Annotated in this window: 21 protein-coding genes; 3 read left to right on the top strand and 18 right to left on the bottom strand. The window is 44.2% G+C overall.

Annotated elements, in window-relative coordinates:
* Positions 1-80 precede the first annotated feature (80 nt).
* The 11 genes from N7974_RS13515 to traJ all read right to left on the bottom strand — a co-directional run bounded on the left by N7974_RS13515 (position 81) and on the right by traJ (position 12,854).
* Entirely contained in the window at positions 81-476 is a 396-nt protein-coding gene (locus tag N7974_RS13515; protein ID WP_262966124.1) for a hypothetical protein, read from the bottom strand.
* A 109-nt stretch (positions 477-585) separates the two neighbouring features.
* Positions 586-1,782, bottom strand: coding sequence for an RtcB family protein (locus N7974_RS13510; protein ID WP_262966123.1), 1,197 nt, complete (start codon positions 1,780-1,782; stop codon positions 586-588).
* Between the two features lie 130 nt (positions 1,783-1,912).
* Positions 1,913-2,341, bottom strand: a complete 429-nt coding sequence (locus tag N7974_RS13505) for a hypothetical protein (RefSeq protein WP_262966122.1) — start codon at positions 2,339-2,341, stop codon at positions 1,913-1,915.
* Between the two features lie 29 nt (positions 2,342-2,370).
* The gene (locus tag N7974_RS13500) at positions 2,371-3,126 is read right to left on the bottom strand and encodes an SIR2 family NAD-dependent protein deacylase (protein WP_262966121.1); all 756 of its coding nucleotides are present in this window, start codon (positions 3,124-3,126) and stop codon (positions 2,371-2,373) included.
* Positions 3,127-3,514: 388 nt separating this feature from the next.
* Positions 3,515-3,805, bottom strand: a complete 291-nt coding sequence (locus N7974_RS13495; RefSeq protein WP_262966120.1) for a hypothetical protein — start codon at positions 3,803-3,805, stop codon at positions 3,515-3,517.
* Positions 3,806-4,329: 524 nt separating this feature from the next.
* Positions 4,330-7,557: a zincin-like metallopeptidase domain-containing protein gene (locus tag N7974_RS13490; protein ID WP_449566810.1), complete on the bottom strand. Its 3,228-nt coding sequence runs from the start codon at positions 7,555-7,557 to the stop codon at positions 4,330-4,332.
* A 46-nt stretch (positions 7,558-7,603) separates the two neighbouring features.
* Positions 7,604-7,798: a conjugal transfer protein TraD gene (locus N7974_RS13485; protein WP_262966119.1), complete on the bottom strand. Its 195-nt coding sequence runs from the start codon at positions 7,796-7,798 to the stop codon at positions 7,604-7,606.
* A 45-nt stretch (positions 7,799-7,843) separates the two neighbouring features.
* Positions 7,844-8,362 carry a conjugative transfer signal peptidase TraF gene (gene traF / locus N7974_RS13480; RefSeq protein WP_262966118.1) on the bottom strand — a complete coding sequence of 173 codons (519 nt, stop codon included), beginning with the start codon at positions 8,360-8,362 and terminating at the stop codon, positions 7,844-7,846.
* Positions 8,359-10,272, bottom strand: coding sequence for a type IV secretory system conjugative DNA transfer family protein (locus N7974_RS13475; RefSeq protein WP_262966117.1), 1,914 nt, complete (start codon positions 10,270-10,272; stop codon positions 8,359-8,361). The genes traF and N7974_RS13475 overlap by 4 nt, the downstream gene beginning before the upstream one ends.
* Positions 10,269-12,458 (bottom strand): TraI/MobA(P) family conjugative relaxase, encoded by a 2,190-nt coding sequence (gene traI / locus N7974_RS13470; protein WP_317451611.1) that lies wholly within the window; start codon positions 12,456-12,458, stop codon positions 10,269-10,271. The genes N7974_RS13475 and traI overlap by 4 nt, the downstream gene beginning before the upstream one ends.
* Before the next feature lie 27 nt (positions 12,459-12,485).
* The gene (gene traJ, locus N7974_RS13465) at positions 12,486-12,854 is read right to left on the bottom strand and encodes a conjugal transfer transcriptional regulator TraJ (protein WP_262966151.1); all 369 of its coding nucleotides are present in this window, start codon (positions 12,852-12,854) and stop codon (positions 12,486-12,488) included.
* Between the two features lie 329 nt (positions 12,855-13,183).
* Here traJ and N7974_RS13460 point away from each other — a divergent pair, with 329 nt between their 5' ends.
* Genes N7974_RS13460 through N7974_RS13450 form a run of 3 tightly spaced genes read left to right on the top strand, consistent with a single transcriptional unit; the run spans position 13,184 to position 14,738 of the window.
* Complete coding sequence (locus N7974_RS13460) at positions 13,184-13,567, top strand: TraK family protein (protein WP_262966115.1); 384 nt, start codon at positions 13,184-13,186, stop codon at positions 13,565-13,567.
* Positions 13,567-14,292 (top strand): nucleotide-binding protein, encoded by a 726-nt coding sequence (locus tag N7974_RS13455; protein ID WP_262966114.1) that lies wholly within the window; start codon positions 13,567-13,569, stop codon positions 14,290-14,292. The genes N7974_RS13460 and N7974_RS13455 overlap by 1 nt, the downstream gene beginning before the upstream one ends.
* Positions 14,292-14,738, top strand: coding sequence for a conjugal transfer protein TraM (locus N7974_RS13450; protein ID WP_262966113.1), 447 nt, complete (start codon positions 14,292-14,294; stop codon positions 14,736-14,738). Before N7974_RS13455 ends, N7974_RS13450 begins: the two co-directional genes overlap by 1 nt.
* 343 nt (positions 14,739-15,081) lie before the next feature.
* On the opposite strand, the gene N7974_RS13445 is transcribed toward N7974_RS13450, so the two are convergent.
* The 7 genes from N7974_RS13445 to N7974_RS13415 form a co-directional block, all read right to left on the bottom strand.
* Positions 15,082-15,270, bottom strand: coding sequence for a hypothetical protein (locus tag N7974_RS13445; protein WP_317451610.1), 189 nt, complete (start codon positions 15,268-15,270; stop codon positions 15,082-15,084).
* Positions 15,264-15,635 (bottom strand): hypothetical protein, encoded by a 372-nt coding sequence (locus N7974_RS13440; protein ID WP_262966111.1) that lies wholly within the window; start codon positions 15,633-15,635, stop codon positions 15,264-15,266. The genes N7974_RS13445 and N7974_RS13440 overlap by 7 nt, the downstream gene beginning before the upstream one ends.
* A gap of 248 nt (positions 15,636-15,883) precedes the next feature.
* A complete protein-coding gene (gene corA, locus N7974_RS13435; protein WP_262966110.1) occupies positions 15,884-16,873 on the bottom strand; it encodes a magnesium/cobalt transporter CorA in 990 nt (329 codons plus the stop codon).
* Positions 16,874-16,885: 12 nt separating this feature from the next.
* The gene (locus N7974_RS13430) at positions 16,886-18,097 is read right to left on the bottom strand and encodes a hypothetical protein (protein WP_262966109.1); all 1,212 of its coding nucleotides are present in this window, start codon (positions 18,095-18,097) and stop codon (positions 16,886-16,888) included.
* 1,609 nt (positions 18,098-19,706) lie between these two features.
* Positions 19,707-20,876 (bottom strand): trypsin-like serine peptidase, encoded by a 1,170-nt coding sequence (locus N7974_RS13425; protein ID WP_262966108.1) that lies wholly within the window; start codon positions 20,874-20,876, stop codon positions 19,707-19,709.
* A gap of 11 nt (positions 20,877-20,887) precedes the next feature.
* Positions 20,888-22,972, bottom strand: a complete 2,085-nt coding sequence (locus N7974_RS13420; protein WP_262966150.1) for a S8 family serine peptidase — start codon at positions 22,970-22,972, stop codon at positions 20,888-20,890.
* Positions 22,973-23,122: 150 nt separating this feature from the next.
* A complete protein-coding gene (locus tag N7974_RS13415; RefSeq protein WP_262966107.1) occupies positions 23,123-23,542 on the bottom strand; it encodes a hypothetical protein in 420 nt (139 codons plus the stop codon).
* Between the last annotated feature and the right edge of the window lie 755 nt (positions 23,543-24,297).

The following is a 24,297-nucleotide window of genomic DNA, read 5'->3' as shown; positions in this document are numbered from 1 at the left end:
AATCGTACAGGTGAATCATCAAGTTTAAAGGTAGGTGCAGTATCCCTCGTTAGAGTTTACCTTACCTGCCCATTTGTCTTTTATTGGCCTTGTCCAAAGAAAAATAACCAATCGTCATGATTCAAGTTTAATCGGACTTCGGAATTGGCGTTTAATACCTGCTGCCAGCCGTTATAGTCATTGATCTGTCCGGTATGATACGATAGCTTTTTTAGGCACTTATCAAGATCTTTTTTCAAGTCATCTCTTACGGTCACTTGAGTGCCACGATTCCAGTCACCGCTCTTTGTTAGTGTTGTGTTTTTGAGTGCAATGTTTTCATCGATTTCAAGACCATCCGACCTGATTTGAGTAATCACCTGTTCTTTTTTATCTTTCCACCAGGCAAAACGTTCTTGATGTAATTTAAGTTTGAGGTCTGAGGCCTCAGCTAATCTGCTAGCCGTATAGCTAAACTTCCATTCTTTACGCAACATATAAACCTTCGGTATTTGATTGATAAAAATTATTAACTAGCAGTTTTTTCATGGTTTTTTCCTCGTAAAGTTGGGCATAAGTTTTAAAAGTGTATTGATTTACAAAACATTAACCCTTAATGCACAATACTTGCTTTAAGGTATGCACAATCTCAATTAAATCATTCTGATTCGCCATGACCGTATCAATGTCTTTATAAGCGCCAGGGATTTCATCAAGGACACTTTTATCCTTACGGCAGATAATCCCTTGCGTTTGTTGTTTCAGATCGTCGGTGGTGAATTGCTTCTCGGCGGCTGTTCTACTCATTTTACGGCCGGCACCATGGGAGCAAGAGTTAAAACTTTCTGGGTTGCCTTTGCCGCGCACAATGAAAGATTTGGCACCCATACTACCCGGTATAATACCCAGATCGCCTTCTTGAGCACGAATCGCACCTTTGCGGGTAACCCAGACATCGGCGTCATAATGGTTTTCAAGTGCCACATAGTTATGATGACAATTGACGGCTTCTGTGGTGATTTCAAAGGGTGGCATAAGACTTTTCAATGCTGCAATAATTAAATCCAACATAGCTTGGCGGTTGGCAAACGCATAACGTTGAGCCCAATCCACTGCTTCAATGTAATCGTTAAAATGTTGGCTACCTTCAGGAAAATAAGCTAAATCACGATCCGGCAAATGAATATACCAACGCTCCATGTCTTTACGGGCCAAATCTATAAAATAAGTACCCATGCCGTTGCCAATACCGCGACTACCGGAATGCAGCATAATCCAAACTCGTTGAGCCTCATCCAGACACAGTTCGATAAAATGATTACCGCCACCTAAAGTACCCATCTGACAGATCCAATTTGAAAGCTTGCCAATGGATTTTAACAACTGTGGGTGTTTTTCCGTCATCACCAGTAGTTGCTGCTCAAAAGGTAATGCTCGATTTATTAAGGCACGATCCTGTTTGTGCTGGTTACGCCCCACTGGCACATCACGGCTAATTTGATGAAAGATTTTCTTTAACAACGCTTCATCAAGATCATTGGCTGTCAAAGACAAGCGGCAAGCAATCATGCCACAACCAATATCGACACCGACAGCTGCGGGGATAATGGCTTTGTTACAGGCGATGACTGAACCTATGGTGGCACCAATGCCCGTGTGCACATCCGGCATGGCGGCAATATGTTTATGAATAAACGGCATCATGGCAATATTATTGAGTTGCTGTTGAGCGCGTTCTTCAAGTTCATCTGTCCAGACTTTGACAGGAAAAAGACCTTGGGTGAGTATTTGTTTAATGGGCATTAGCCGTCTCTTGGTAAAGTTCAATAGTGAATTGTCTTAACATGCTTACTGACAAATGTCCGCTGATACATGAGGTGGATTTGTGGTCATGTCATGGCGGCATTTTTTAGCATTAGAGGTGTATTCAGACCTAAAAATCCTCTGCCCATTTTTCCCAAAAGCCCGGTTCGTCGTGATGAGCGTTTTTCATGGCATATTCCAGTGTCAAATACCAAAAACCAACTGTCTCAAAGCGTAGGGTGCCATCAGGATTTTCCAGATAATCACGTACCTGCTGATATTGCGGATCATTTTCATCAAAAGGAACATCCAGATAAATTTGTCCATAATAGCCACCCATACTGTTTTCATTGGCAATATGTCCGCACATTTGCCAGTTGATATGGTGTTCCGTAAGCCAGTTGCAGGTCGTCTTCCGCATTGGATCACCTTCCCAGTGCCAGAATAGATTGTCACATGAGTCATCATCGTCAGAATGTTTTGGATTAAAGGTGACATACAAGACATCACGTTGTTTTTTACGGGCAATAGCATCAATATGATCGATTAACATGGGCATGAGATTATCTCCGAATGATTTAAAGTAAATTACGTGTTTGGAAATGCCGCTGCATATAATTCAGGTAAGACCTCTCCAGCTTTACCTGCTAAATTGAAATTTGCTACGCCATTAAGGCCACTTATGATCGGATTGATTTGCACAAGGCTGGCGCCTTTTTTATCTGCGAGATAAGGTAGATCAGCAACAGGCCTGACGACTCCAGAAGTACCAATGACCAGCATCAAATCACAGTCTCGGCAGGCGTCCTCTGCCGATTTCCAAGCATTAGCTGGCAGTTGTTCCCCAAACCAGACAACGCCAGGGCGAATGAGTCCATCACAGAGATCACAGCGCGGTGGGTCAATACGACTTTCCCGATCCGATGTGGCGTTGGGTAGTACTTCATCAGGAAAGGCATAGGATTCGTCACACGTTAGGCAACGAGGCTTATTCAAACTACCATGTAAATGTGAGACTTTAAGGCTACCAGCACGCTCATGCAGATCATCAACGTTTTGAGTAATCAGCGTGAGTTTTGGCAGCTTCTTTTCTAGTTGAGAAATCGCATAATGCGCTGGATTAGGCTGGGCGCGTAATACTCGGTTACGTCGCCATTCATACCAACCCCAGACCAAGGCTGGATCAGCACGAAAACCAAACTCACTGGCCAAGGTTTCAGCATCATAATTTTCCCATAAGCCAGTTAATGCATCTCGAAACGTAGCTATGCCGGATTCAGCAGACACGCCTGCTCCGGTGAGGATAACGAGGTGCTGTGTGTTACCGGTTACGGAGTTTTTCAATCAAAGATTCTGGAATCATAATCTATCCTTAGTGGTTTATGTTGGATAAGGTAAGTTTAGGTAAAGCCAATCCATAGAAGAGCCGCTTTCTATCATTAGTCGATCGGCAAATAACATAGACAGTAATTTTAGTTTTTGTTCAAGTCGCTGATTATGTCCCTATCCAGCGTCAACAATGCAGTTTGAGAGAGTACTGAACCGGGAGATAAGGTCTTACGAATAACCGACACTGGAACAGCCAACAATACAGAAAGGACATGAAAGCTCCTGATGGAGTTTAATTCTCTACCCAGCCATACAGTCACTTTATCAAGCCAACCGTTATTACTCAGGAGTGCAGTGAAAACCAGAAACTGTGCTTCGACTTCGGATAAGCCAACGACATCAGTCAGTTTCTGAATATTGGCAACGAAAAATGTGCCGACACCTGTTTCTGAGACTGCTTTTCAGCGGCTTGATAACAGCGGTACAACTTTTGACGAGCTTTGTGTGCATTAAAAATACTGGATGACGCGAAGCAACCGGATAACGGAGCTATTTCTTCTTTATCAAACGAATGGAAGCCAATAAGTTGACAACAACCTTCTAAAGAGACCAAAGGTCGCAATACCCATAAACGGATAATCGGGTCGACAGTTCCGGCAGAACTTCCCACGCTGATTAATCTAAGGTTATGCATAAAATAATCCTCTTTAAATTAAAGACTATTATGCAAGATATAAGCGACAAAATAAGACGTTATTAATAAATTATTTAAGAAATGATAAGTCGTATTTGTCCCCGAACAGCTCAGGCATTAATGGAGCGTCATTACTTAAGCATAACGTTTAAGTTAATAAACTGGCGTTAGCGCAATGTCGTTACCCAGGGATCAAAATTTGACTGACCATTTGTACTAAATTTAGGTTGTTTATAACTGAGAAATTTTATGCCTTTTTAATAATCAAATTAAAGCTTGTATAGCTGTTCAATTTTCACCCCGCGCCAACAATCCACCATTTAAACTTAAAATTACCGACGAGTTATCCACAAAATCTGTGGATAACTCTGTCTTTAATTTGTCATATTTCATTGTTATCACCCGATATATCTAGCCTGAGGTCAAATTGACTAAAAACTAGCCAGTCGATTTATGTCCATGCTTCAGCGTATTAATGAACCGTTTTTGCCTGGTTTCAGGGGTAAACTCATATAGCCAGGACATCACATTTTTATAGCTTTACGTTGGTGCTGTTGCTTAAATTTTTCGGATTGTGCTTGCTTCTGCTCTGGCTTCTGTTGCGTCATAAGCTGTTTTCTCTGACCTTCAATAATGCTGTTCAGCCGAGTGGTTACTTGACGTTCCAAACCTTCACGACCTAATACGCTGTTGGTTACCAGGTCGTTAAAGTCGGTGTAGCGCTTCATTTTGGCAATTGCCTCTTGTTGCTCATCGGTCAAATTGCCAGTTCGTGCTTTTGACGACGTTACTGGTTCCAGATTCGCTGGGTAGCTTTGCTCATTGGGGAAAAATATCGGAAATATTGCTGTACCCTCAACGGCTTTAGCTGCTGCCAACGCCTTTTCTTTACCGGGGTTTTTACCTTCGGTCAACGCCAGATGGACATCATTGTCGCCCGCAATAACCAATGGCTTATCAGGGAATTTTTCGCGTAGCTGCTTGGCCACGTTCGGCAGGTTGCCACTGTCAAATGCCGCGACAGTGGCATAGCCAAGTGCTTGCGATAGGGTATCCGCCGTCGCGTAACCTTCGCCGATAACAATAGCCGGCGCTTTTTCAAGTGCATCCAAGCCTTGCCCACCGACAACATGGAATGTGTCTTGCTTGGCACCTCCGGCAGCAAAGCGTTTCCTGCCATTTTTCTGAATGGCTTGCACGGACCGGATGTCGCCGTTCACATCTTGAGCGGTCAGTAGTAAATCACCCGCCGTAAAAACCAGCTTATCCGGATTTGTTGCACGTAATGCGGTGGACTCCTGCAACGTCTTGCCAATGATCACCGCCGAATCGGCAGGCAAGGCACCGCCATGCATCGGTACAATCCGCAAATCACCGGGACGGACCTGCTTCGTTTGTAAATATTGATGGTCTGCCGGCGCCGGAGGCGCAATAGCCAATAGCTCACGAAGCGCTTCTGCCACCGCATTTTGTTGGCTTTTCTGTGCGGCTTCACGCTGTTGTAGCTTGGCGGCACTATCGGCCTGCCATGTTGCCTTTTCCTCTGCGCTTAACGAGTAACCCTTGGCTTTCCATTTCAAAACCTCGCCCGTCCGGTTGTTCTGAATATAACCCGCCGGATGACTATCCAGGTGCCCGACATAAAACCCCGCGCGTTCACCCGTTTTATCACCCACGGTTTTTATTCGGTGCTTGTTACCGTCCATAACAGGGTGTTGGCCGGTAACGACACAACCCGCTGTCTGCAAAGCTTCGGCAAATTCCTCGCGCGGCGTCATGGCAGGCGCTTGTTGATTTTTCACATTCTCCGGTAACCAGCGGTGTAATTTATCCCTATCCGCCGTCGGCAAGGCGTACCAGGACTTTGCCTGCTTATCCCAGAGTGCGCCCTCAGCCTTGGCAGCCATCCGTTCGCGGTATGGAACCGCAAGATATTGCCTGGCCGCCCTTACTTCATCGGTTGTCGTGTTGATAATCGTCGTCTGAGCCTGAGCGTTTAAGGTTACATCCGCTGAGGGTTGCCAGGTAGCGAACAATGCTTGCTCAACACCCGCCGGGATATACCAAGACTGTTGCCCTCTATCCCATCTGGCACCGAGGCTTTTGGCGGCATTTTTTTCGCGAAAAGGCACATTGATGTAGACTTTGTCGTCTTGATTATGCCCTTGCTGGTTTGGGCTGTTGGTAGCCTGGACAGCATTTGTCTTCGACTGTTGCTGCTCAATTTCGATTACTTTCTTCCGGAAATCGCTATCGTGGACGGTGGCGGCTAAATCAGCAGTTTTGCGCTGCTCCCTGGCTGCCGAAATAGCTTCAGCCGTGCTCTTTGGATCGCTTTTAACGCGTTGTTCCTCAAGCCGCGCTAACGCTGCGGCTTTTTGATAGTCAGCGGCCGTCGCACTGGCTAGCTGGGACAGCTCAGTTGGAATAGACGCAAACGCACGTTGCATTGCTGGCGTAATAGCAGATCCTAGGCCGTTTTCCTGCTGCCAAGCTCGCCAGCCTTGTTCAAGCGTGTTGGCAATTTCAGCAAAATGCCCTTGATCCGAATGGGTCGCTTCTATGGCCCCGACTGTCTGTAAATGAGCAAGCGCCTCGTCGTACTTGCCTTGTTGCACTAAATCAATAACAACAGCGGCTGCGCCCTCCCCTATTCCTTGAACAACTGAATGGTTCCACTTTGCCAGTCCAGACTTTACGCGTTCAATGCCTTCAACAACTGACGTGGCCAACTGCTCTGGATTAATCGTTGCTGCTGTCATGGTTGTCACCTCGCTGGCCTGCAAACTATCGACTTGGGTTGGTTGTTGGCGATGTGCCTCTACCGCCTCCGGATCTTGCTGCGTAGCGTGTTCCTGAACTTGGCTTTGCGCTATCCCCAAGACATAATTCTGAATTTTTTCTGCATCCGCCGCTGCCCGGAAAATTTCCAGGGGATCGTCTTTCAGTGCCTTGATCCATGAACCGACATAAGCCGCATGTTGGCTTGGATCGTGGCCAATGCCGAGGGTGTCCCCCAAAATCATGCTGGCAATTTCAGCGCGCAGTTCTTCCCTGGCGTAGCCTTCGCTGCCAAAGGGGTGAGACAGATCGCGGTTGAGCCGATCAGGGTGACCGGTACTGTGTCCAAGCTCATGCAAGGCGGTTGCATAAAAGTTTTCAGCGCTGGGAAACTGCCCCTTATCCGGCAAATGAATGCTATCGGTCAATGGCCGATAAAAAGCCCGGCCGCTACCATTGTAATGAATAGCAACACCGCAAGCGGCTAAAATCCCTTCGGCCCGTTCAATAGGATTCCAGGTTTGCTCTTGACGCTGGATAGGCGGCAAGCCATCGATTTGTTCGGCATTAAACACTGTCGCAAAAAATACCTGCGGTCTTTCCAGTTTGACGACGTCTTTAACCGGCTTGCCATTGCTATCGACTAACGGTTTACCTGCGGCGTCTTTCTTGAGGTGTTCGTCGACAAATTTCCAGTATTGAATGCCGGTACCCTTCTCGCCTTTGCGGACTTGAGCACCTGCTTCGATAGCCTGCTTATAAGTCATCCAACGTTGGTCGTCTCGCGCCTGTGCTAATAGATACAGTGAGTTAATCCCTTTGTAGCGATTATCCGTAACCGGGTTGTAAGGCAGGAAAGCACCGGACTCGCCGGAGTCCCAAGGTCTTTGCCACGGCGCAGTACCTTCCTCAAGTTGCTTGATTAACTTTTCGGCGACGATTTCATGAAACGGTTTGTTGTTGTTAGCCATTGAAATAACCTCCTGCGGGTTAGCGACGATGGGGTAAGTTGCGGAGTCAGGCTGATCGTCCAGCCCAATCGATACTGCTTTCCAAGGCATCGGTTACACTGAGCGCGTCCTCTTCAAAGGCGCCTGCTTGCTCGGCCTCCTCTGGATCAAACGCTACGGCAAAGCCTGGGCTCGTTTCTGCGTCAGTCAATTTTTCATTAAGAGCATTTGCGGCGGCAATCTCTCTATCATTCATGGTCATGCGCTTTCTCCTTATTGGTTAATCTGGCAATTTAAAACGGCTTGCTTACCAGGTAAAAATAGGACGAATAACGCCCTGTATTTGTGATCGCTGAATCGGGCCAAAATAACGTCCATCAAACGACCCCCTGTTGCTGTCAGACATGAGCAGAACTTCGGTACTATTCAACACCCGGGAAGCTTTATAGCCAGGCAGTGGTCGGCCGCCGCCATCAAATTTGCTGGGCTCGCTCAAAGGCAACTGTTGACCATTAACCTCGACACCATCAATGCCAATAGTCACCACATCATCCTGAACCGCTAAAATCTTTTTCATCAGCTGTCCATAGCCGCCCGGACAAAAGCCTGCACCCAGATATCCGCGTGCTTTTGCCATAGCAAATACTGGCGCAGGCGGCGGGCAAAACAGCACATAAGCACCTTTCACTATGGGCTCGTTTGTTAGCCGATAGACGCCAACCGGAATGCTCGGCGTTGTGTTTAGCCGGACACCGGTCGCATAAGCAAGCCCGCACAACATAAAAATCGATAGCATCACGCCGACATAAACAATGAAGCGCTTCATAACTTAATGCCCGCGTCTTTATCTTCTTTGCTAACCATCGGTATGAGCTTATCGCTAAGCATCGGTGCCGGAATAGCCGCCCTGGCCTTAAAGACCGGGTCTTTGAAAAACAAAGGCTGTACGCCATAAATGGCCGGGGAACCCGCCACATAAACCACCATATCACCCGCCTTTTCAATCAAGCCCTCAGCACTTTTAACCGGACCGGGCATCCGTAAGCACTCATCCGGCGTTAACAGCGGCCTTTGCACTTCCTGGATAGTTCGGGACACTTGCCCAAGTAATGCCGACGTGCGCCGACCGCTGGTGGTGATTTGTTCCTTGGCGACGGTCGTTTGACCGGTCAGTTTAGACAAATGCTCGGCCGTCTCAACACGATTGGGGGGAAAAGCGCTCTGAACATGGCAGTTAGAGGTAATACTTTCATCATGACCATAGCCCGCTTCACGGCTTTTAAGTTGGTTAATGTCTTGGCAAATCAGATAACACTTGATACCGTAACCGGCAATAAACGCTAAAGCCTCTTGCAATATTTCGAGTTTGCCTAAACTGGGAAACTCATCCATCATCATGAGCAGACGATGTTTATAATTGGCTTGGGGTTGCCCGTTAACAAAAACCATCTTGTCGGCCAACAGCCGTACGATCATATTGACCATGACGCGCACCAGCGGCCGTAACCTTGCCTTATCGTTGGGATGGGTGACGATATACAAACTCACAGGATCATCAAAATTCATCAAGTCCCTAATCCGAAATTCCGATTGACTGACATTACGCTGGACCACAGGATCGCGATATAAGGCAAGATAAGACTTGGCAGTGGACAGCACGGAACCCGCTTCTTCATCCGGTCTGTCCAGCATGTCCCGCGCAGCCGTTCCGACAGCCGGATGATTTTTGCCGTGTACATGCACGTAGGTAGCCATTTCCATCCATAACTCGGCAATATCACGGTCTGGATTAGACAAGATGGCATCGACAGCGGGTAAGGTGGCGGCGGTACCTTCCTGCCGGGCTTTGTACAAGACGTGTAAAATTACGCCGACCAGCAACGCTTGGGCAGTCTTTTGCCAATGGGTTTCCAAGCCCTTCCCGTCTGGATCAACCAGTAAGGTCGCCAGATTTTGCACATCGCCGACCTCGTACTCGGTAGCCAGGCGTATCTCATCCAACGCATTCCAGTGGACTCCGCCGCTTAAGGAAGCCGGTTCAAAGCGCAAGACTTTATTGCGCGCATAGCGTTGTCGCCAGCCTGAGGTCAATTCCCATAATTCACCTTTCAGATCAGTGATGACCGCACTGTGTTGCCATGACAACAACGTAGGGATGACCAAACCCACGCCTTTCCCGGAACGGGTAGGCGCATAACACAGAACATGTTCAGCACCGTTGTGCCGCAAATAGCGGGTAATGCCCTTTTTATCCAGCCAAGCGCCCACGTAGACGCCGTCACTTGAACATTTTTTTTTACCGGTCAGTTGTTGCCAGGCTGTTATTGGTCGTGGCAATAACCCGGCCCTTTCAATGTCGTGCTGATTAGCCCAACGCGCGGAACCGTGTAAATACGGGTTTATTTTTGCCGAGTTCGCCTTCACCATCTTAGCCACCATTAACCCTAACAAAGCGGCAGCCGTCACCGTTATGCCGACCCCGCCAGCTTTCATCATACTTGCCTGAAACAGCCCGCCCCATTTATAGGTCCAGAGCAGGATGCCCCACGGTGGATAAATATGCTGATAGTGAGCCCCGAGTTGAGTCTGGTAGCCAAACTCACTGGCAAAAAATTGTGTCGCCGACTGCAAACCGGCCAGCAGGGAAACAACCGCCAAAACCGGTATTATCTTTCCGGACTTTGGCTTATCGATTCGCACCTGCGGGCCGACCGCATTATTAAATCTGTCTTTCATTGACTTCTGCCCTTGGTCTTAACTACTCCAATCCTCGTGCAGGTGACTGGATCACCGATTGCTAACCGGCTCAGACGGTTAGCGGTCTTTTCATCAATTGGCATCACCAAAATGCTCTGGTTGCGTTTTAATAAGGCCAGATATTCGCCCTCGACCCGTCGTACACCGGCAAAAGACGCAACGCCAATGTCCGTTTCATTATAGCGCCTGTGTTCCATAATATCGAATATTTTAAGGCGTTTTTGTTCGCGCTCTTTAATATACTGATCGGCCGCGGCAAACGACGAGGATGCTACTCCTTCCCTAGAAACACGCCGTCGCAATGCGTAATCTGACTGGGCTCCTGGCTGCTCCAGATGATCAGAAACAGCACCCGGCAATAACATTTCACTTCCTGTGGCGAAGCGAACCACACCGAGTTCGGACAAGTTTCGCAAACGGTTACGGGCTTCGGGCGGCGGGATAACGGCAACGTTGCCAATGTTGGACTTACCGGTAAATCCGACCCCAATGGCTTCGCGTTCACTATCACGTCCGGCGTTAACATGTCGCCCGGATGAGCCAATGCCGCCAGTGCCGCTTCCAGTTCGTCGTCCTCTGTCTGTTGATACATAATTACTCTCCTGTCTGGTTGTCGTTGAATGGATTACCAAGGCAAGTCGTTTACGTTCCAATGTTGAATCAGTAAACATCAATTGCAGATTGGCGGTGACCGCGACGCTGACAATTTGTGCCTTAAAGTCGACTGTGCCGTGCACAGTAATGTTACTTCCATAGCGTTCCATTGCCAAGCGCAATGCCGCCTCCAAGCCCTCGCGTGTAGCACCCCGAGAGACCTTAAGCCGGTCACCATCATCGCGAATGGCCGACGCTCCGACGCGGTAAATGATGGTACCTTTTTTGGTGACACTATCCTGATCGGCTTTAACCCCAGTCCTGTTTAGCGCACCACCACGTGCGCCAATCGTGTTACCTTTAAGACCTTGAGCAACCTCACGCGCACGTAGCGCGGCCAATGCCTCTCGGTCGCCCTTGGTTGCCTCCCGGCGTAACCAGTCGGCCCACTGTAAGGGCTGATACTGTTTTACTAGCCGCTCACGCTCTCGGCTATAGTGTTCGTTAATTTTATTCAGTTCATGTTTAACGCGTTGACTAGTCATTGAATACAGCAATTTTTTTTCAACCCTAGAACCCCCTGCCAGCTTGGTTGTTGCCCGTTTCAACTTCGCCTTACGCTTGACCTCGGCAATTAAACGCTCTCTTTTAGCCCTGATCGCCTGCCATTCCAGGGTACGATTTGCTCTTGTTCCCTGCTGATCATTTTTGTAACGAGCAAATAATAAAGTGGTATCACTACGCGAGCGCACTGGCTTGGCCTCATATTTCTTAGCTGAACCTTCGGTATTAATAGGAGAATGAGCCTGAGATGTGAACGCACCGAATCGGTCAACCAGCTTACCTTTTGACAGCCCACGAGCAACAGAACTTGCCTTCACCATCAAGCCATCTTGAGCAGAAATAACTAAACCATTGCCCCGTTCCTGCAACGCCAGTCCGTGTTCTTGTAAAACACGGTGCAGATCGGCCCAAGAAGATGCCGCCTGTAATTGCTCAAGACATTCACGCTTGATCCAGCCTAACAAGCTTTCCACCCCGGCGTGATGCTCCATATCCAAGGCACGGTTTTCACTGCCAACCTTCACGGCTTGATGGTTATCCGGCTCCAACCCGTATTGCAACTCCAACGCCGCACATAACTTACCAAGGGTCTTATGATCATTAAAGGGATTGTGAATCGTTAAACGTGTCGGATGAATTTTGTTGATGGCAATATGCAGGTGAAAATTGTCGGTATCATCGTGAGCAACACTCACCCGTTGATGCTCCCCGTAGCCAAGCCCCTCACAAATCCTGCTTTCAAGTGCTTCTAAAACGGTGTCATCGGGATGTTCACCAGCCCTGAAACTTAAAATCAAGTGATAGGTTTTATCGGATTGGGCACGAGTATTCATGCCCTGAATGGCCGTGACTTCAATAACTGCCGCACTCAAATCGATCGATTCACAATTGGTTACCGACGCATAGACAACACGCTCGTTTTTTTCCTGATCGTCTGTCAGATATTTCACCAGACTGGTGAAGTCGCTTTTTTTAACCGACTTCATAGGGACATGCTTCGCAATCATCTTAACCAAAAAATTTAGCCGCTATAGTTATCGATCAGCCCGTGGCATCACCACGGCCTTCATAATCTCAAGCATTTTGTTCTGAGTATCCTCAATTCGCGCAAGCGCCGCCCGCAAGGTGCTCTCACCAAACTGAGCCGTCCTGGCATCATTGCTAAGCCAGAGTTTTAATAATCCGCCCAAACGCCCTAGGTCACCGTTGATACGCGCAAGTTCCATCACCTGGCCATGATCAACAATGCTCTTCGGCACATAACCCTGACCGAGCAGACGCAAATACGCTGACATGCTATGTCCGGTTTGCTTTGCCAACGATTCGATTACCGCTTTTTCATCAGGCGTCACCCGAACAACAATGGGTGTACTCCCCTTTCTGGTTGGTTTCTTTTCCGTCATGACAGTCACCGTTAACAAAAGTGCGGCGGCAGCCGCCTGGCCTCGCAGAGCAGGATTCCCGTTGAGTGCGTAGCGCGAATAAGTTGACGTGAAGTGCCAGTACCTGCTGCGCAGGTGCTAGCACTTCACCTATCCTGCCCCGACTAAAGTCGGTATAAAGAGATAATAGCATTTATTTTTACTTTACGATATATTGATTATTTTACTACTTTCTATTAGACTATTCAACAACGCCATAAATAAAGAAAATATCGCTATGTCATGGAAAAATAAAGGAAATATCAAGATAAAATCAATCTAAATTCTCATCACCCAACAAGAAAATAGCCATGTCAAAAAAACTGACAGAACTGATTGCCGAGGAAGAAACGAAGCGAAAACAGAAAGGCACCGGCATAAAAAATCGGGCGGTCTTTCTGGTGCTGAGGGAAGACATCAAGGAAGCGATGACGGATGGCTGGGCGCTCAAACAAATTTACCGAACACTACACACCCAAAAGAAAATAACGTTTAGTTATCAGACCTTTGTTAACTATGCGAACAATTTAATCCTGAAGCCTAAACAATCTCTGATAACCAATAAACAAGAAAGCAACAATAAACCCCACGAACAAGAACAAACCGTCCCTACCACTGAACCAATAACAAAAAAGTCGCATGAGTTACCTGGTTTTACCTTCGATCCCATAGCAAAAAAAGAGGACTTAATCTAATGGCAAAAATACATATGATTCTGCAAGGCAAAGGTGGCGTAGGCAAGTCGCTGATAGCCGCCCTACTCGCACAATACAAAATGCACACCGGCCAACAGCCGCTCTGTATCGACACTGATCCGGTAAACGCTACCTTTCATGGTTTCGAGGCGCTGGCTGTTAAACGCCTGCATATCATGGAGAATGAAGAAATTAACCCGAGACGCTTTGACACCCTGGTCGAGTTGATTGCTCCGACAACCGATGATGTTATTATCGATAATGGTGCCAGTTCATTTGTGCCGCTTTCGCACTACCTTAATAGCAACCAGGTCCCCGCTTTATTACAAGAAATGGGCCATGAATTAGTGGTGCATACGGTTATAACGGGGAGTCAGGCTTTAACGGATACCTTGAACGGGTTCGTACAACTTGTCACACAATTCACCCAGGAGACCGTCTTTATCGTCTGGCTCAATCCCTATTGGGGTGCCATAGAAAGCGAAGGCAAAACCTTTGAACAAATGAAGGCCTATACCGCCAATAAAAGCCGGGTTGCAGCGATTATAAAAATCCCGACGCTTAAAGAAGAAACCTATGGCCGAGATTTGGCAGAGTTGCTGCAAGAGCGCTTAACATTCAATGCCGCGCTCGCCAATCCGGCACTCACCATTATGACCAGGCAACGGCTTAAAATCATAAAAAACCTGTTGTTTGCCCAAATGGATAGCGCAGCGGTACTGTAATGAACCATGAACAAGAAATAGAAGAAATCATCAAGGAAATCGCGGTAAAGCACGGCATCGCCGTGGGCCGCGACGACCCCATATTGATACTACAAACTCTTAATAACAGACTGATTCAATCTAGCCAAAAAGCGCAACAAGACCTGCTTGACCAGTACAAATCTGAACTTGAAGACATTTCACTCCGGTGGAGCACTGATGCCAAGGAAAAGGCGGAACGCATTTTAAATGCGTCACTCGATGCCAGTAAGGCAGCAATGGAACAGTTGATGCAGGCTGGCGCAAAAGAGATGGTCACCACGATCAAAGCAGAGGTGAACGCCTCATTAAACCGTATCAGCCACCCTATTAAAGACGCCAACCGTATTGGCCTAATGAACATAGCCGCCGCTTGTATCACTCTCCTGGCAGCGACGATATTGTTATGGATAACGACACACGCCTAAGTGATCGAGTCGCCTGAAGGTACTCGATTTGCTTAGGTCGACTATCTTATTCCTCAATACCTGTTGAAAATCTAACATAAGCTAATTAAGCCATCAGCATCCCTGAAAAGTAGTATATTTTATGTTGCTTGGTCGTCTCAGAACTGCCATAAAGAGTCATTCGCCAACGGCCGCTTTATGGCGATCAATATAGTAGTTTTAGATGATAAACATGGTTTTTTTTCGGGCATATAAAAGCCCCACATCTTCATATAAGGCTTTTTAGTTTTTATTTGCGGCTTACAAAAAAAAGTCCTGACTGACCAGTTATATAAATCGATAAAGAAAGATACAATTGCATGTATTAAAAATACCGCGCATTTATCCAAAAATGCACCGCAATACTGGCGAGATAGCCCAGCAAAATAACCGGCATCCAACGCATATGGAATGCGAAGGTATAGCCTTCTTTGATCTGGCCCAGCAATGCGACTCCCGGTGCAGATCCTATGGCTAGCAAACTACCGCCTACGCCGAGGGTTAGGGTTAACAGCAGCCATTGGCCGGGTGGAAGATCGGGATAAATAGAAATAATTCGATATAAGCCAGTAAATTGCTTTCAAATGCGACTGCTGCCACTTTGGCTTCACCGTGCCAGGCGTAGTAAATACAAATGGCAAACCAGACGAGCGCCGAACCCAAGACCATTGGTTTGGATTTTCGTAGTGCAATGACTTCTTCTGACATTGCTGCTATGTAGGCCATAACGGTAACCCCGATAGACAGATAGCCAATGATGTGATGGGTTAAATCTAATGATTGGGTCGCACTTAATGTATCCAAAGCTTGGCCGGCAAATGCTCCAACTGGAAGCAGCAATGACACAAAGGTTAAAAACTTTAATAATTTGCTATTCATTTATCCCCAAAAAAAATTATGTTCTCTTGTATGATTATTAGTAGCTGTGTCTGATCACAGTTCTTTTCAGTCTAGTCATTTAGTACATTAAATGGGTAGTTAAAACATTAGTCAAAATCTTATTTTGAAGCACCATAAAACCAGCCAGCGCGAAAAAAGGCGCTCACCGCTAACGTGGCTACGCAGTTATGCCAGCAAAGGCATCAATTTGAGCTGTAGCTATTGATTTTTCATGTCTTTATTTTGCCTTACAGCCAGTCAGATTTTTTCAGTCGCCAATACAGAAAAAGACTACCCAGAACAACACCGACCACTACCACCGGATAACTGTATTGCCAATCCAACTCAGGCATGTATTTGAAGTTCATACCGTACCAACTGAAAACCATGGTGGGTATTGCCAAGATAGCGCCCCAACCGGCCAATCGTTTGACAACTTCGTTCTGCCTCACCGTTTCAAAGGTCAAATGCACCTGCATTGCCGCTACCAACATTTCTCGCATACCGTGAATCTTCTGATCTATGCGTTTGATGTGATCCACAATATCGCGAAAATAGACCCGCACCTCCTTGGGAATAAGCTCATTATGCAAACGCATCAACTCGTTGCAGATATCTATCACCGGTGTAATGGCTCCTTCCAGTAACATCAACTCTCGCTTCAGTTCGTAGAGGCCCTCCATGGTTTGCCGGCTAGGTTGATATTTAAAAATCGCCGACTCTAAGCTATCAAAACGCGCCTGCAAACCGTCGATAACCGGCATATAGTTATCAACGATAAAATCCATAATTGAATACAAGGCAAATCCTGGCCCTTGAGCCAATTGCTTCGGCATGGCTTCACAGCGCTCTCTAATTTTGCTGTGACTGCATGAATAGCCGTGCCTGATCGTCACCAAAAAACGTGCACCGAGAAAAATATGAGTTTCCCCAAACTTAACCTGTTCTCCTGCAAGATATGCGGTATGCAACACCATAAACAACGACTCGCCAAATTCATCAATCTTCGGACGCTGATGCGCCGAGCAAGCATCTTCGATAGCCAAGTCATGTAAGCCGAATTCCTCCTGAATTTGGGTCAACAGCTCACTATTGGCCTCAAGCAAACCTAACCAGACGAAGGTGTTTTCCTGCTTAAGCACTTCACTGATATCCTCGATTGTCACATCGCCGATACTGACGCCATTTTGATAGGCTACGCATTTCATAATCATGCGGTTATCGATTATTTTTGTCAAAATAGCTTCCTATTATTTAGAAATAGTAATTTCCGGTGCACCTTGCCGAGCCAGATCGGTCATAGTCATTTGAAAAAGTTGGCATAACAATCGAAAGGCTTCGCGATTCCAAGGATAACCTTCGTCAGGCTTTATTGCGTAATACCCATCGCCATACTGGACGCTGATATCGCTATTACCTGGTTTGTCATCACTGATCACCATAGCCAGGGTGTTTGCCGGGTTCTGGCTGACATTAGGGGTTAGCAGATATTTGGCAACATCGTATTCCGGATTGTCGCCGATAGACTGACCAATAAAATTCAGAATGTTATGAAAACTGCGCAAGCGGAAAACACCGTGTATCGGCCACTCTCCACCCGGATATCCGGGACGAATATCCACCATAACATCATTGCCGGCACCTTGATCGGCTTCTTCCTGCAAACGAATGCGCTCGTCATTGCTCAGAGTTGCCGGATCGTAATTAGTTATAACAATACGCCCGGTTACTCGCTTCCCAAGCGTGACTTGCTTACTTTGGGTCTGATAGTCAATTTTAAAGTCTTTTTGCAATGCAGCCATTTGTTCCGCCGTCAATGATTCAGCCGGCATAGTCCAGTGCTGCTCGAACATAAGCGGTTCGACAAACAGCTTGTTTCTATCCTGGATCGACGACATATGTAGCACGGCTTGTCGGAACATCCGATAGCCTTTGACATCGTTAGGCTTGTTATAATAAATACCTTCTTGCTTTCCTCCGTTAATCCGTAACTCGCCAGCAACAAGACGCAGAATCAAATCCACATCAGCGCCCTGTCGCAGTAGCATGGTCAGTTTGTTTTCCTGAAACGGCGTCAGCATTCGACGAGTGAATTCCTCACCTTCGACCGGCACAATGCTGATAGTCGGATTCTCGGATATCGTGCCACCAAACACCGGCGTTAATAATGAACCATTCTCACCAGTAAAAGCAGGCGTTGCCCCTGCGTTTAATTGAAAGTTAAAGGTCGCGGCAATATTGGATACGCCAGTGAAATGCATGGGTTGATGCTGGTGGGAGCGGGCAATGTTTAACAGTATCAATTTTGACAAAATATCAGTCGTTGTCTTGTCGTATTCGATGACTGCATGATCTAGTGCCATCGGTGAAAGGCATCCTTGCAGTCCCCATAAAACCAGCATTATCAATAATCTTGCAGTAAAATTTAGAAACACTGGAGACAGGTAACGGTTAAGGTTCATGTTTTTCTTTAAGCTATTTAAACATCCAATTTGTGCAACATAGTAAACTAATTTCCTTGTATTAATCGTATTGAATTTTCGATCATGTCGAAGTGGATCGGGCGATCGGTGAATGCGGTGACATCACAATGCGCCAGTGTCAGGGTGAAATTGTCATCAGGCCCTGTTATTTGTTAGTGTCCCACCGCCTGCCTCTTTAACGAATAGCCACGAAACAGGATCCTGTACTGGTGCTCCTGGTGCCGCAATGGCCATCGGGGATGCTAGCACCAGAGCCATAAGCATGGCTGAAATGAGTTGTCGTTTACTGGTTACTTTCATATACGTTTGTTCTATTTTTTGGGGTATTGTTTCTATTGGTGGGGGATTGGGGAAAACTTTACTGTTAGTATGGTATAGTGAAGTGTGGTGCTTGGTTGGAAGTCAACTGATATTGAATGTTGAGTTACCGACCTTATAGCGTCAGATGCTATCCTTCGTAATCAGTTCATGTCCAAAACCCCTATCGATAATTCCACTTAGGTCAAAATGAAGACAGGAATATCCCCGCAAAGCAAAACCATCGAACATAAAAAATCCCCGATCAGAGCGGAGTCTTCAGGAACCATGTTGACCGGTGTAATAACTGACTTTTTCGACATGAGGATTTCCAGTCCTCTGCTCCAACGTCTGCGCAAACACGGAACCTTGAGAGGTTACTGTTTTTGTGTTGACATTAAGAATCGGCATGGATTGGCGAGACAAGGACTATCAGTCACTGGCTAAAGAAAGCTCCGACACTTATTGATAAGGTGTATTATTTCCGAACTGCAATTCGCCACGAATGTCTGGTTCAGAGAAGCCTAAATCCATATACCAATGTCAGCAATGGGTCGGGTGGAGCCGATGGACTTACTTTTGTATAGCTGATTTTGAACGGTAGCTATCCGAAATTATTTCCGGTACGAAATGAATAGTCACTATCGGCCAGGAGGAGACATACGCAGATTTCCACGATATGGCTGCTTAATATTGAAAAGCGGTCATTCAGTGACCGCCAGTGATCGGCAGCCACTACCCATAGCTGTCATTGAGTCTTCACAAAAACCTCACTATCAAGACCTCATTGAAAAATCACGATAAATACTTAAAGGCAATAGCGGTAATTCAAGAGTGTTATATCTACAAAGCTATCAAGAAGGCCATAGATCATTCTGAAGTAAATGAACCTGAAGTTTGTCGCTGAAAAAAGGAAAAGGTGGCAATCCACTTTACGGCAAACGTTCGCAACTCGGTTGGTTAAAAAGCTTCAAAACGTTTAGGCCACGCTTCAATTACAACCACTAAGATTTATGCTCATCTAGCTTCAAATGAAGCGAGTTAAGAGGCAATGCGGGTTGCAGGGATGTTAACAACTATTTGTATTCGATTAATAAGGAAAGCTAAAAATAACTAACATTTTAGGTTGTTGCATAAAGATATTAATTTTAAGCAGAGTATGCGACCCGACTGACGAATAGCTATATACCAAGTATGACAATTACTCTTTGGCTAGGTCTCAAACTAATTCAAGTTGTACACTTGTCGTATTAATTAACATCATTTGTTTCTTTGTCTTAGTTTGATAACGCTAATGTAAATCAATAAATTGTTTGGCTTCGTTCAAAATATTGTTAATAAAGATGCCACAGTTAACTTTAATATCTGCTCCTTGAACAAAACCATCTGTATGTAATCCTACTATTTTTCCCGAATCCGAATCAAATATGGGGGCACCGGAACTACCTCCTTCTGTGTCGCAAGTGTGATAAAGAAAATTGCTTTCGCCCCCGCAGGGAATCGATTCTGCCTTGGGCGGGGCACTAGCAATACCACATTTAGCTTGTGTAAGTGTCTTGGCTCTGCCCGCAGGGTGGTGAACTATAAAAAGCCTAGATAAATCTTTATAATTAGAGGCAGATAGTTCAAGTGTATGTTCATTGCTATTTTTTTTATTAACATGTATCGATAAAATCGCATAATCATAGTCATGAGAAACATGAACAATTTTATTGCATTCAACTTGTCTAACTGGTGAAAACGGATAGAACGTGTGATTCAAAGAAACACTAAAACTATCATTGCAATCATTTCCATCTACAGTATTTACAGGCATGCAATGTGCAGCTGTTAACATATATTCTCTACCTACTCGAAATCCAGTGCATGGGTATCTTTCGTCTTTATCTACAATAGAAAGTCTAGCAACATTTTTAGAAGGCAATAAATATTTCTCAGGCGTAGAATTAGTAATATATTCAAAGTGGGGATGGCTTCTATCAAAAATTTGAAGTGGAACTATGTCACGATCTTCATATAAATACTTATCAATTGTGAATTTAAGATCATCCGGCACATGATCTGAGATAACTTCTAATGCTACTTGATTATCTTCAAGGTCTTTAGACCAAAAAGTTAAGGGCAATTTTCCTTTAGAATTTATTGTATTTACATCAACTCGCTGCAACTCGGCTCCGTTATTGCTTCTTAAAATTATTGACCAATGCTTATCAGCTGGAAGTTGATTGATTACAAAGTGAACAGCAATAAAAGTAGACTCACTTTTGCCAGTAAACTTATGAAAAAAAACAACACCCCTATCATCAGGATCATGATAAATAGGAAAAACCTCTTTAGATATTACGGTTGCTTCTTTGGGTAGGGTTGTATGGAGTTTGGATATAGCTATACTAGCTGAATTTTCAGCGCAGATATTGAATGAAAAAAAAATTAGCAAAGCCGAATAGTTTATTTTAAACATAAGTTTATTTTTTAGTTTCTTGATTGCTCAGCCCCATCTATTCTTTTTATATAATCTACTAAATCCCTACCTAATGGATACAATGTGCTCCTACCCTCTGTAGACTCGACAATTACTGACAGTAGTTTTTTTTCTGCGTCATCTACAATTCGATTTATCCCATAAACAACAATTAGGTTTAAAACATTTTTTTGGTCCCGCTGAAGATAAGCTAGTGTGCAATCAACTCCATTGTTCCCAAGTGGTGTTTTACAAGTTATTCGTTTAATTGTTTTAGTCCTAATGGGATATGGTCTAGAATTTGCGTCAGAGGTATAAAAAATGATAGTTTGCGAGCGATGTATATTTTCGGCTTCATCCTTCCATCCAAGTGTAATTCTTTTTGCAAATTTGCATTTCCCACCATTTAAACAATATTTATCTAGATTATGGTAAAGTGCATGTTTTGCGTTAATAATCCCATATGTTGCTTTTGGTACCAAGTTTGAATTTAAGTCACTTGTATACAATAGCCGCAACTTCACAAGTCGCCCATCAGTTAATTGTTCTTTATTCAAAATACTTGCAATTCCAGATACTAAAGCTGCCGCTGGAGATGTTCCACTTATGACACCTATATCAGTTTGCTTGCATGTACTTGGAATTGTATCCCCCGGAGCTGCAACATCTATTATTGAGTCGAGATTACTGTAATTATAGTTCGACTGTTCCAGGAGTTGTCTGTTTTTATCGAATGCTGTAACTACTATAGTATTTTGCATTCCATAAAATGACAAAGGTGGGCTATTTAGTAAATCATTTGTTTTTTTTAAAGGCCCTCGATTATTTCCTGCGGCTATTACATATAGTGTCGCAGGTGAAAATTTAATACTTCGTTCAAGACTTTCAAAAAAAGCAGATTTTTTTATTTGGTCATAATCAAAACTAAAGTTCGCAACCCCTAATTCTTCATGTAACTCAAGATATTGACTCAAGTCACAATGCGTTTCTTTGTCGGTACAATTTTCCTGCGTAACATTATTTTTTTCAAAATCCCAATGATTTAAGTTGGTTGGATATGCAATGCCTTTGAATACTTCATTTTGGGGAGAATTTATTATTCCTTCTAAATGAGTTCCATGTGTATCACAAGAATTTAGAGCACTAAGTTTTAAATTGGGGTCTGGTTTTTTTTTAAATAATTTATGTTCAGGAGAAAACCCCTTGTCTACAACTAATACTTCATACGGATTAGGGGATTGGGGATATTTTGTATTCCACTCATTAATCCATGTCTCCTCTAGTCCAATTTCTTGTAGAACATCTTTCCAACGTACATGTAGCTGCTCTAACGTCTGCTGATTTTGAGGTGATACTTGCTGTAATCCTGTGCCATTTGGAGGTGTAATATTTAAAGAATTGATAATTATAAATTCTGGTGTTATTACTTTTTTTAATTTTTCTTCTACGCGTTCCCAATTTTCTTTAGACAGCTTTAGGGTTGTTCTTGCAGAGGTGAAGTATGCAAAAATAATTTCCGTGCCGTCCTCTGCATAAAAAGGAACCTGAAAGTTGTTATTTCGCGCTCGTGTTTTTCTTAAAATAGTGGTTCTTTCTTCATCAGTTGCCTTAAGCGCAATAGCCCCTGCTTTATCCAGAGTTTTTAATAAGTTTGAATCTGTCGCACCTGCCATTTTAGAAGCAGGAATTGGTTGAATTCTAGTGGTTGTTTGAAAGGTGATATTCGGTACTATAAAAGTACTGCCTTTTTTATAGTATGGTAGTTTATTATCTTTACATTTGACTTGGGGATTAAGAGAGCATAATAGTTTGTCTGCTGGGACATGAGGGTATCCCCAATGAGGAAAAATGTGGTGATTATCAAGAGCATCAGCCAATAACTCATCTTCATTTAAAGTTAAACTCTTGCATGGTAATAATTCTAAATTATACAGTTGACTAAATAATTCTACTGCGTTTTCACTATGCATCCCTCTTAAAAATGTTATAGACTTTTCGATAAGTGGAGCAGATTCATTTTTATTGTTATTGCAACTACCAGCTAAAGTTGAATAAGAAATTATCATTAAAGACAGACAAAATACGAACCTTATCATATTCACTTAAACCTCCAGAATGCAAATTTGAATATTCTAAATGTGCCTCATAGTCACTTTGAACCGGTTTGAAATTGGCAGATTTATCTGGTACTTTTCATTCAATTTTTCTAAATATGATAACGACTATGAGGCACATTTATTTAGTAATTATTTTTCTATGTCATTTAGAATTTTGTCACTGTATTCTATAGCTTGAACTACTGATTTTTTTCCTGACTCGTGAGTTATGCATTTTGTTCGAGCATCCCTGAATCCATCTGCACATTCTTTTTTATCATTAGTTAACTTGCAGGTTAAACAAGCTGCGTATGTCATAGCATAAATACAGTTAACATCTCCTGATCGAACAAATTTAGACTTAGTCTTATCGGTTACAACTGCTTTAATTCCTGCAGAGCCTATTTTTTGTGTTGTATCTTTTATTTCTGCACTTAAATCGATAGCCATATTCTTGTCTTCCTCAGAGATTTGTTCAGGAATATAGCATCCTTTTTCTGGTTCTACAGATATACCATTGCAACCCGTAATAAACAAAAATGGAATAATTAAAGCTGCGAAATATTTCATATTTTTTCCTTAATATTTTTGGACTTAAAAATCTAATTAGAGATTGCTAATGGGTTTGCTACCTTTTCCGTAATTGCTAATCCTACGCTATTCTATCCCAATAAATATGGGAGCACTGAAAGACCGGCAGACTCCTAGGCTATCAGATCAGAAGCAAATAACGTAGACTCTCAAAAAACACATCGATCGATTTTATATATTACTTCACAGAGAAAAATTCTAAAATAATCTAAGAACCTAAAGGTTTGACGACTTTAAAAAAATTTAGAACTTAATTTCACCCACTGTTTTTGGTCAGTTGTGTCTGCAAGGGGTTGCAAAACGATAACAAAGGTCAATGTGAAGATTTAAAACATCCATAAGTGCCACAAACTTTTTAGAAAATTATAATATTTAAAACAAAAAAATCAATCCGTATAAATACCTATAAGCACTAACTTGAAAAACAAGTGGGTTTAGTATTCCAAAGTCTGTTGACGATTTTAAACATGTTAAAAACACATTAAGAATACCGACCCTTTCATTGTCATTCTTGGTCATTAGTGCCAGTTTGCTCACTAAAATTGACTGGCCGCTTTTTGTTAGAAAGTTGCCATTAGGAAATCTGGCTCCAATGTCTCCTTGGGGTCCAGACTGTGTGAAAACTCCAATTTATGCAAAATATGGCCTTCATAAGGCTATCTGCCAAGTTCTGGGGTTACTATTTGCCGACTATTTTGTGTGTGGTTTTTATCCTGTAAAAACTAAAAGTGCAA

The sequence above is a fragment of the Methylobacter psychrophilus genome (assembly GCF_025583945.1).
GTDB classification, from domain to species: Bacteria; Pseudomonadota; Gammaproteobacteria; order Methylococcales; family Methylomonadaceae; genus Methylobacter_C; species Methylobacter_C psychrophilus.
The sequence above is the reverse complement of the archived record's forward strand: the minus strand, read 5'-3'. Positions and strand labels throughout refer to the sequence as shown.

What these genes read in the sequence shown, in the direction of transcription:
- N7974_RS13495 (WP_262966120.1), bottom strand. Translation starts at nt 3,805, where the DNA reads ATGCATAACCTTAGATTAATCAGCGTGGGAAGTTCTGCCGGAACTGTC.
- N7974_RS13440 (WP_262966111.1), bottom strand. Translation starts at nt 15,635, where the DNA reads ATGAATAGCAAATTATTAAAGTTTTTAACCTTTGTGTCATTGCTGCTT.
- N7974_RS13510 (WP_262966123.1), bottom strand. Translation starts at nt 1,782, where the DNA reads ATGCCCATTAAACAAATACTCACCCAAGGTCTTTTTCCTGTCAAAGTC.
- N7974_RS13455 (WP_262966114.1), top strand. Translation starts at nt 13,567, where the DNA reads ATGGCAAAAATACATATGATTCTGCAAGGCAAAGGTGGCGTAGGCAAG.
- N7974_RS13415 (WP_262966107.1), bottom strand. Translation starts at nt 23,542, where the DNA reads ATGAAATATTTCGCAGCTTTAATTATTCCATTTTTGTTTATTACGGGT.
- traF (WP_262966118.1), bottom strand. Translation starts at nt 8,362, where the DNA reads ATGAAGCGCTTCATTGTTTATGTCGGCGTGATGCTATCGATTTTTATG.
- N7974_RS13425 (WP_262966108.1), bottom strand. Translation starts at nt 20,876, where the DNA reads ATGTTTAAAATAAACTATTCGGCTTTGCTAATTTTTTTTTCATTCAAT.
- N7974_RS13505 (WP_262966122.1), bottom strand. Translation starts at nt 2,341, where the DNA reads ATGCCCATGTTAATCGATCATATTGATGCTATTGCCCGTAAAAAACAA.
- N7974_RS13420 (WP_262966150.1), bottom strand. Translation starts at nt 22,972, where the DNA reads ATGATAAGGTTCGTATTTTGTCTGTCTTTAATGATAATTTCTTATTCA.
- N7974_RS13515 (WP_262966124.1), bottom strand. Translation starts at nt 476, where the DNA reads ATGTTGCGTAAAGAATGGAAGTTTAGCTATACGGCTAGCAGATTAGCT.
- N7974_RS13450 (WP_262966113.1), top strand. Translation starts at nt 14,292, where the DNA reads ATGAACCATGAACAAGAAATAGAAGAAATCATCAAGGAAATCGCGGTA.
- N7974_RS13490 (WP_449566810.1), bottom strand. Translation starts at nt 7,557, where the DNA reads ATGGCTAACAACAACAAACCGTTTCATGAAATCGTCGCCGAAAAGTTA.
- N7974_RS13475 (WP_262966117.1), bottom strand. Translation starts at nt 10,272, where the DNA reads ATGAAAGACAGATTTAATAATGCGGTCGGCCCGCAGGTGCGAATCGAT.
- N7974_RS13485 (WP_262966119.1), bottom strand. Translation starts at nt 7,798, where the DNA reads ATGACCATGAATGATAGAGAGATTGCCGCCGCAAATGCTCTTAATGAA.
- traJ (WP_262966151.1), bottom strand. Translation starts at nt 12,854, where the DNA reads ATGACGGAAAAGAAACCAACCAGAAAGGGGAGTACACCCATTGTTGTT.
- N7974_RS13460 (WP_262966115.1), top strand. Translation starts at nt 13,184, where the DNA reads ATGTCAAAAAAACTGACAGAACTGATTGCCGAGGAAGAAACGAAGCGA.
- N7974_RS13430 (WP_262966109.1), bottom strand. Translation starts at nt 18,097, where the DNA reads ATGAACCTTAACCGTTACCTGTCTCCAGTGTTTCTAAATTTTACTGCA.
- traI (WP_317451611.1), bottom strand. Translation starts at nt 12,458, where the DNA reads ATGATTGCGAAGCATGTCCCTATGAAGTCGGTTAAAAAAAGCGACTTC.